The organism is Inquilinus sp. YAF38, assembly GCF_052113205.1.
Lineage (GTDB): Bacteria > Pseudomonadota > Alphaproteobacteria > DSM-16000 > Inquilinaceae > Inquilinus.
In genome coordinates this window covers 1-9,453 of the sequence record NZ_JBFRCU010000150.1, presented here as the reverse complement: position 1 = coordinate 9,453, position 9,453 = coordinate 1, and the positions used below count along the sequence as shown (strand labels likewise).

Genomic DNA, 9,453 nt, shown 5'->3' with positions numbered 1-9,453 from the left:
TGGGGCATGGCCGGCGACGACGTGCTCACCGGCGGTGGCGGCGGCGATGCGCTGAAGGGCGGCGCGGGCAACGACCGCTTCGTCTACACCGCCTTGTCCGACAGCGCGGTCTCCGGCCCCGGCAAGGACACGATCCTGGACGTCTCGACCGGCGACCATATCGATCTGTCGGCGATCGATGCCGACGGCAATTCCGAGAACGGCGACACCGCCTTCACCTTCGGCACCGGCGCCTACACCGGCCAGGCCGGCGAGCTGCGGGTGGTGACGGCCGGGGCGGTCCAGGTGGTCTATGTCGACGTCAACGGCGACAAGGTCTCCGACTTCGCCATCAACGTCACCGCCGACCACGCCCTGACCGCCAGCGACTTCGTGCTCTAGCTCCAGCAGGCCCGGACGCCGGCGGCGTCCGGGCCTCCTGCGGCACCCGGCCCCACGAACCGTCCGATCTGCCTATCCGGATATGCAGAACCTGTGATAAATCCTACCTATACAGTCCTGCCTGGGCCAACCGGGCGCATTTGAAGCCCGGCCGCTCGCAACAGAAACCGGCGGCGCCGACCAGCGAAGCAGGAGGACGATCATGACCCAGACCCTCAATGGCACCGCCGGCAACGACATCCTCACCGGGACCGATCCGGGCAATCCGGCGAACCCGGACGGCATCGACATCATCAATGGCGGCGCCGGCGACGACACGCTCAGCGGCCTCGGGGGCAACGACGTCATCCAGGGTGGCCTGGGCGCCGATGCCATGACCGGTGGCGCCGGCATCGACACGCTCAGCTACGCCAATTCCAGCGGGGCCGTCAACGTGGACCTGGAAGGATTCGCTGAGTCCGGCGACGCCCAGGGCGACACGTTCAGCGGCTTCGAGAACCTGACCGGCAGCGCCTTCGACGACCAGCTCGCCGGCGACAACGGAGCCAACGTGATCAGCGGCGGCGCCGGCGAAGACTATATCTTTATCAGCGCAGGCGCCGACACGCTGGACGGCGGCGCCGGCAGCGTGGACGTCTTCGACGGCAGCGGCTGGGGCGCGGCCCTCACCATCAACCTGGCGGCCGGGACCATGACCGGGGGCGCCACCCTCGCCGGCTTCGAACAGGTCTTCGGCACTTTGGGCTTCAACGACATCCTGACCGCCAACCTGACCGTCAACACCATCCTGATCGGGCTCGGCGGTAACGACACGCTCAACGGCGGCAATGGGGACGACCAGCTGTTCGGCGACGGCAACGACGAAACCGACGACAGCAGCGGCATCGACACGCTGAACGGAGGAGCCGGCAACGACTATCTCGAGGGCGGCGCGCTCGGCGACGTGCTGAACGGCGGCGCCGGCACCGACACCATCGGCTATGCCGATTCCACCGTCGGGGTGACCATCAACCTGGCCACCTCGACCGCGTCCGGCGGCGAGGCCACTGGCGACACCTTCAGCAACATCGAGAACGTCAACGGCTCCGCCCTCAACGACGTGCTGACCGGTAACTCCGGGGCGAATGCGTTGAACGGCGTCGACGGCAACGATACGCTCAGCGGCGGCGCCGGGGCCGACAACCTGCAGGGCGGCGCCGGCATCGACCTGCTCGACGGCGGCTTCGGGGCCGACACGCTGGACGGTGGCGCGGGCATCGACACGGCGACCTATGCCGCCTCCACCGTGGCGGTGAACGTCAACCTGCTGACCAACACCAACATCGGCGGCTTCGCCCAGGGCGACATGCTGACGGGCATCGAGAACCTCATCGGCTCGGCCTTCAACGACACGCTGATCGGCAGCACCGCGGCGAACACCCTCGACGGCGGCAATGGCAACGATACGCTCGAAGGCGGGGCCGGGGCCGACGCACTGATCGGCGGCGCCGGCATCGACACGGCGAGCTATGCCGGGTCCGCCGCCTTGGTCGTGGTCACGGTCAATGGCGCCGCCTCGGGCGGCGACGCCGCGGGCGACATCCTGTCGGGCATCGAGAACCTGACCGGCTCGTCCTTCGGCGACACGCTGACCGGCGACGGCGGGGCGAATGTCCTGGCCGGCGGCGACGGCAACGACACGCTTCAGGGCCGCGGCGGCGCCGACACCCTCCAGGGCGGCAACGGCATCGACACCGCCTCTTATGCCGCCTCGGCCGCGGCCGTCACGGCCAACCTCGCGGCCGGGAGCGGCACGGGCGGCGATGCCCAGGGCGACACGCTGGCGACCATCGAGAACCTGATCGGCTCGAACCTCGACGACATCCTGATCGGCACCACCGGGGCGAACACCCTCGACGGCGGCAATGGCAACGACACGCTCGAAGGCCGCGCCGGGGCCGACAGGCTGACCGGCGGCGCCGGCACAGACACGGCCACCTACGGCGTCTCCGCGGCCGGGATCGTGGTCACGGTCAACGGCGCCGCCTCGGGAGGCGACGCCGATGGCGACATCCTGACCGGCATCGAGAACCTGACCGGCTCGGGCCTCGCCGACACGCTGACCGGCGATGCCGGGGTGAATGTGCTGAACGGCGGCAACGGCAACGATACGCTCATCGGCCTCGGCGGCGCCGACAAGCTGGACGGTGGCACGGGCATCGATACCGCCACCTACGCCGCCTCGGCGGCAGGCGTCGCGGTCAACCTCTTGGCCGGCACCGGCGCGGGCGGCGATGCCGCGGGCGACACGCTGGCCAATATCGAGAATCTCATCGGCTCGGGCCTCGCCGACACGCTGACCGGCGATGCCGAGGCGAACGTGCTGAACGGCGGCAACGGCAACGATACGCTCATCGGCCTCGGCGGCACCGACACCCTGAACGGCGGCGCGGGCATCGATACCGCCACCTACGCCGCCTCGGCGGCGGGCGTCACGGTCAACCTGGCCGGCACCGGCGCGGGCGGCGATGCCCAGGGTGACAGCTTCAACAGCGTCGAGAATCTCATCGGCTCGACCTCCGGCGACACGCTGATCGGCGATGCCGGCGCCAATCTTCTGTCCGGCGGGGACGGCAACGATACGCTTCAGGGCCGTGCCGGCGCCGACACCCTGAACGGCGGCAACGGCAGTGGCGACACCGCCTCCTATGCCTCCTCGTCCGCCGCGGTCGTGGTCACGGTCAACGGCGCCGCCTCCGGTGGCGACGCTGCGGGCGACATCCTGTCTGGCATCGAGAACCTGACCGGCTCGGCCTTCAACGACACGCTGACCGGCGATGCCGGGGTCAATGCGTTGAACGGCGGCGACGGCAACGACACGCTCATCGGCCTGGGCGGCGCCGACAACCTGCAGGGCGGCGTTGGCATCGACCTGCTCGACGGCGGCGCCGGGGCCGACACGCTGGACGGTGGCGGGGGCATCGACACGGCGACCTATGCCGCCTCCACCGCGGCGGTGAGCGTCAACCTGCTCACCAACGCCAACACCGGCGGCTTCGCCCAGGGCGACGTCATAACCACCACCGAGAATGTCACCGGCTCGGCCTTCAACGACACGCTGATCGGCACCACCACGGCGAACACCCTCGACGGCGGCAATGGCAACGATACGCTCGAAGGCGGGGCTGGGGCCGACACGCTGCAGGGCGGCGTCGGCACCGACACCGCCAGCTACGCCGGGTCCGCGGTCGTGGTCACGGTCAACGGCACCGGGTCGGGCGGCGATGCCGCGGGCGACATCCTGTCCGGCATCGAGAACCTGACCGGATCGGGCCTCAACGACACGCTGACCGGCGATGCCGGGGCCAATGTGCTGAACGGCGGCGACGGCAACGACACGCTCCAGGGCCGCGCCGGCGCGGACGCGCTGATCGGCGGCAACGGCATCGACACCGCGTCCTATGCCGCCTCCGCCGCGGGCATCGTGATCAGTCTCACGTCCAACACCGCGTCGGGCGGCGATGCCGCGGGCGACAGCTTCAGCAGCATCGAGAACATCACCGGCTCGGCCTTCGCCGACACGATCAACGGCAGCGCCGGGGCCAATGTCCTGGATGGCGGCGCCGGCGACGATGTGCTGGTGGGTCGCGGTGGCGCGGACGCGCTGATCGGCGGCGCGGGCATCGACACGGCGAACTATGTCTCCTCGGCCACGGGCGTCACGGTCAACCTGCTGACCGGCACCGGTACGGGCGGCGACGCCGAGGGCGATACGCTGGCCACCATCGAGAACCTCGTCGGCTCGAATCTTGACGACATACTGATCGGCACCGCCGGGGCGAACACCCTCGACGGCGGCAACGGCAACGACACGCTCGACGGCCGCGCCGGGGCCGACGCGCTGATCGGCGGCGCCGGCACCGACACGGCGAGCTACGGCGCCTCCGCGGCCGGGATCGTGGTCACGGTCAACGGCGCCGCCTCGGGCGGCGACGCCGCGGGCGACATCCTGACCGGCATCGAGAACCTGACAGGCTCGGGCCTCAACGACACGCTGACCGGCGATGCCGGGGTGAATGTGCTGAACGGCGGCAACGGCAACGACACGCTCATCGGCCTCGGCGGCGCCGACACGCTGCAGGGCGGCGCGGGCATCGACACCGCAACCTATGCCGCCTCGGCGGCGGGCGTCACGGCCAACCTGCTGACCGGCGTGGGCTCCGGCGGCGATGCCGCAGGCGACACGCTGACGGCGATCGAGAACCTGATCGGCTCAGGTCTCAACGACACCCTGACCGGCAGCACCGCGGCCAATGTGCTGGACGGCGGCAACGGCAACGACACGCTCATCGGCCTCGGCGGCGCCGACACGCTGCAGGGCGGCGCCGGCACCGACACGGCGAGCTACGCCGCCTCGGCCGCCGCGGTCGTGGTCGCGGTCGACGGCGGCGGCGGCGGCGGCGATGCCGAGGGCGACGCCCTGTCCGGCATCGAGAACCTGACCGGCTCGGCCTTCAACGACACGCTGGTCGGAGGCAACAACGTCAATGTCCTGGCCGGGGGCGACGGTGACGACACGCTCCTGGGCGGCGGCGGCGCCGACACGCTGCAGGGCGGCGACGGCGACGACCTGCTCGCCGGCGGCGCCGGGGCCGACGCGCTGACTGGCGGCAACGGCATCGACACCGTCGCCTATGACGGCTCGGCGGGCATCGTGATCAGCCTGTCGACCAACACCGCGTCGGGCGGCGATGCTCAAGGCGACAGCTTCAGCAGCATCGAGAACGTCTTCGGCTCGGCCTTCGCCGACACCATCAATGGCAGCGCCGGGGCCAATGTCCTGGATGGCGGCGCCGGCGACGACCTGCTGGCGGGCCGCGGCGGGGCCGACGCGCTGCTGGGCGGCGCGGGCATCGACACCGCCACCTACGCCGCCTCGGCCGCGGGCGTCACGGTCAACCTGCTGACCGGCACCGGTACGGGCGGCGACGCCCAGGGCGACACGCTGGCGACCATCGAGAACCTCGTCGGCTCGAATCTCGACGATATCCTGATCGGCACCGCCGGGGCGAACACCCTCGACGGCGGCGCCGGCGACGACACGCTCGACGGCCGCGCCGGTGCCGACACGCTGCAGGGCGGTGCCGGCACCGACACGGCCAGCTATGGCGCCTCCGCGGCCGGGATCGTGGTCACGGTCAACGGTGCCGCCTCGGGCGGCGACGCCGCGGGCGACATCCTGACCGGCATCGAGAACCTGACCGGCTCGGGCCTCAACGACACGCTGACCGGCGATGCCGGGGTGAATGTGCTGAACGGCGGCAACGGCAACGACACGCTCATCGGCCTCGGCGGCGCCGACACGCTGCAGGGCGGCGCGGGCACTGACACGGCCTCCTATGCCGCCTCGGCGGCCGCGGTCGTGGTCAACCTGCTGAACGGGACCGGCGCGGGCGGCGACGCCCAGGGCGACGTGCTGACGGCCATCGAGACCCTGGTCGGCTCAGCCTTCGCCGACACGCTGACCGGCAATGCCGCGGCCAATGTCCTGGACGGCGGCGACGGCAACGACACGCTCCAGGGTGGCGCCGGCGGCGACCTGCTGCTGGGCGGCAACGGCAGCGACACCGCCTCCTACGCCGCCTCGGCGGCCGCGGTCGTGGTCAATCTGCTGAACGGGACCGGCACGGGCGGCGACGCCCAGGGCGACGTGCTGACGACCATCGAGAACCTCATCGGCTCGGCCTTCGCCGACACGCTGAGCGGCAGCGCCGCGACCAACATCCTGGCCGGCGGTGACGGCAACGACACGCTCCAGGGCCTCGGCGGCGCCGACGTGCTGCAGGGCGGCAACGGCAGCGACACCGCCTCCTATGCCGCCTCGGCCGCCGCGGTCTCGCTCAGCCTCACGACCGGCACCACCTCGGGCGGCGATGCCGCGGGCGACAGCTTCAGCAGCATCGAGAACGTCATCGGCTCAGCCTTCGCCGACACGATCAGCGGCGATGCAGGGGCGAATGCCCTGGACGGCGGCGCCGGCGACGACACGCTCTCGGGCCGTGCCGGCGCGGACTCTCTGCAGGGCGGAGCCGGCGTCGATACGGCCAACTATGTCGCTTCCGCCGCAGGCGTCACGGTCAACCTCGCAACCGGCACCGGCGCGGGCGGCGATGCCCAGGGCGACACGCTGGCCGGCATCGAGAACCTCACCGGCTCGAACCTCGCCGACGTCCTGACCGGCAATGCCGGGGCCAACACCCTCGACGGCGGCAACGGCGACGACGTGCTCCAGGGCGGCGCCGGGGCCGACGCGCTGATCGGCGGCAACGGCAGCGACACCGCCTCCTATGCCGTCTCCGCCGCGGGCATCGGGCTCAGCCTGTCGACCAACACCGCGTCGGGCGGCGATGCCCAGGGCGACAGCTTCAGCAGCATCGAGAACGTCATCGGCTCGGCCTTCGCCGATACGATCAATGGCGAGGCCGGGGCCAATGTCCTGGATGGCGGCGCCGGCGACGACGTGCTCGCGGGCCGCGGCGGCGCGGACATCCTGATCGGCGGGGCGGGCAGCGACACGGCCAACTACATCGCGACCGGGAGCGTCACGATCAACCTCGCCACCAACACCGCCACCGGGGGAGATGCCCAGGGCGACACCTTCAACGGCATCGAGAATCTCTCCGGCTCGAACCAGGCCGACAGCCTGACCGGCGATGCCGGGGCCAACATCCTCGACGGCGTCAACGGCAACGACCTGCTCAATGGCGGCGCCGGGGCCGACGCGCTGATTGGCGGCGTGGGCACCGACACCGCGACCTATGCCGCCTCGGCCGCCGCGGTCGTGGTCAACCTGCTGACCGGGACCGGCACGGGCGGCGACGCCCAGGGCGACGTGCTGACGGCCATCGAGAACCTCATCGGCTCGGCCTTCGCCGACACGCTGACCGGCAACGCCGGGGTCAATGCGTTGAGCGGCGGCGACGGCAACGACACGCTCCAGGGTGGCGCCGGCGCCGACGTGCTGCAGGGCGGCAACGGCACCGACACCGCCTCCTATGCCGCCTCGGCCGCCGCGGTGATCATCAGCCTGCTCACCAACGTCAACATCGGCGGCGACGCCGCCGGTGACAGCTTCAACAGCATCGAGAACCTGATCGGCACGGCCTTCAACGATGCGATGACCGGCGACGCCGGGGCGAATGTCCTGGCGGGGGGCGACGGCGACGACGCGTTCATGGGTGGCGCCGGCGCCGACACGCTGCAGGGCGGCAACGGCATCGACACCATCTACTATCTCGGCTCTGCCGCGGGCATCGCGCTCAGCCTGTCGACCGGCACCGCGACGGGCGGCGATGCCGAAGGCGACAGCTTCAGCAGCATCGAGAATGTCACCGGCTCGCACTTGGCCGACGTGATCAACGGCGATGCCGGGGTGAATGTCCTGGATGGCGATGACGGCGACGACGTGCTGGCGGGCCGCGGCGGCGCGGACACCCTGATCGGCGGCGCCGGCAGCGATACGGCCGACTACATCGCGTCCGTGGCCGTCACGATCAACCTCGCCACCAACACCGCCACGGGCGGCGATGCCCAGGGCGACACCTTCAACGGCATCGAGAATCTCTCCGGCTCGAACTTTGCCGACAGCCTGACCGGCGATGCCGGGGCCAACATCCTCACCGGCGCCGACGGCGACGACGTGCTCCGCGGCGGGGCCGGCGCCGACAGCCTCATCGGCGGCAACGGTACGGACACTGCCGACTATACGGGCTCGGCGAATGCGGTCACGGTCAACCTGCTGACCGGGACCGGCACCGGCGGCGAGGCCCAGGGCGACACGCTGGCGACCATCGAGAACCTGATCGGCTCGGCCCTGGCCGACGTGCTGACCGGCAACGCCGCGGCCAATGTGCTGACCGGCGGCAATGAGTCCGACACGCTCATCGGCGGGGCCGGGGCGGACACCCTCGACGGCGGCAACGGTCTGGATACCGCCGCCTATGACACCTCGGCGGCGGCGGTCTCGGTCAACCTGCTGACCGGGATCGTCTCCGGCGGCGACGCCGCGGGCGACACGCTGCTGAGCATCGAGAACCTCGTCGGATCGGCTTTCGCCGACACCCTGACCGGCGATGGCGGGGTCAATGACCTGCGCGGCGCCAACGGCGACGATACGCTTGTCGGCGGGGGCGGGGCCGACCGCCTCCTCGGCGGCAACGGGGTCGACACGGCGGACTATGCGGCCTCCGCCGTCGGTGTGGTCATCGACCTCATCGCGGGAACCGGCACCGGCGGCGATGCCCAGGGCGATACGCTGCAGAGCATCGAGAATCTCATCGGGTCGAACCTCGACGACCGGCTGTATGGCTCCGCCGCGGCCAATGTGCTCAGCGGCGGCGSCGGCGACGACCAGCTCCGCGGCGGGGCCGGCGCCGATACCCTCGACGGCGGCGCCGGCTCGAACTTCGCCAACTACCAGGGCTCAACGGCGGCGGTGTCGGTCAACCTGCTGACCGGCATCCACAGCGGCGGCGACGCCGCGGGCGACGTCCTGACCAACATCGAGAACCTGTACGGCTCCAGCAACGACGACACCCTGACCGGCGACAACGTCCGCAACATCATCGGCGGCGAGCTCGGCGACGACACCCTCGTCGGCAATGGCGGCGACGATGCGCTCTCCGGCGAAGCGGGGAACGACACCCTCGATGGCGGCGACGGCGCGGACCGGCTGGTCGGCGGGGCCGGGATCGATACGGTCCATGGCGGCATCGGCGACGACTCGGTCGACGCCGGCAGCGAGAACGACCAGGTCTTCGGCGAGGCGGGAGACGACAACATCCTGGGCGGCGCCGGCGACGACCAGCTCGACGGCGGCGACGGCAACGACACGCTCGAAGGCGCCGCCGGGGCCGATGCGCTGACCGGCGGCGACGGCATCGACACCGCGAGCTATCTCGGCTCGGCCGCCGGCGTGTCGGTCGATCTTGCGACGGGTGACGTCTCCGGCGGCGACGCCGCGGGCGACACGCTCGGCAGCATCGAGCAGGTGGTCGGCTCGGGTTTCGCCGACACCCTGACCGGCGACGCCAA

1 protein-coding gene and 1 pseudogene are annotated in these 9,453 nt (G+C 71.3%); both read left to right on the top strand.

Annotated elements, in window-relative coordinates; genetic code table 11:
- A partial coding sequence (locus tag AB4Z01_RS34950) for a M10 family metallopeptidase C-terminal domain-containing protein (protein WP_441701287.1) occupies positions 1–381 on the top strand: 381 nt, incomplete at its 5' end.
- Between the two features lie 202 nt (positions 382–583).
- Positions 584–9,453: pseudogene (locus AB4Z01_RS34945) on the top strand (hypothetical protein); the annotation flags it as partial.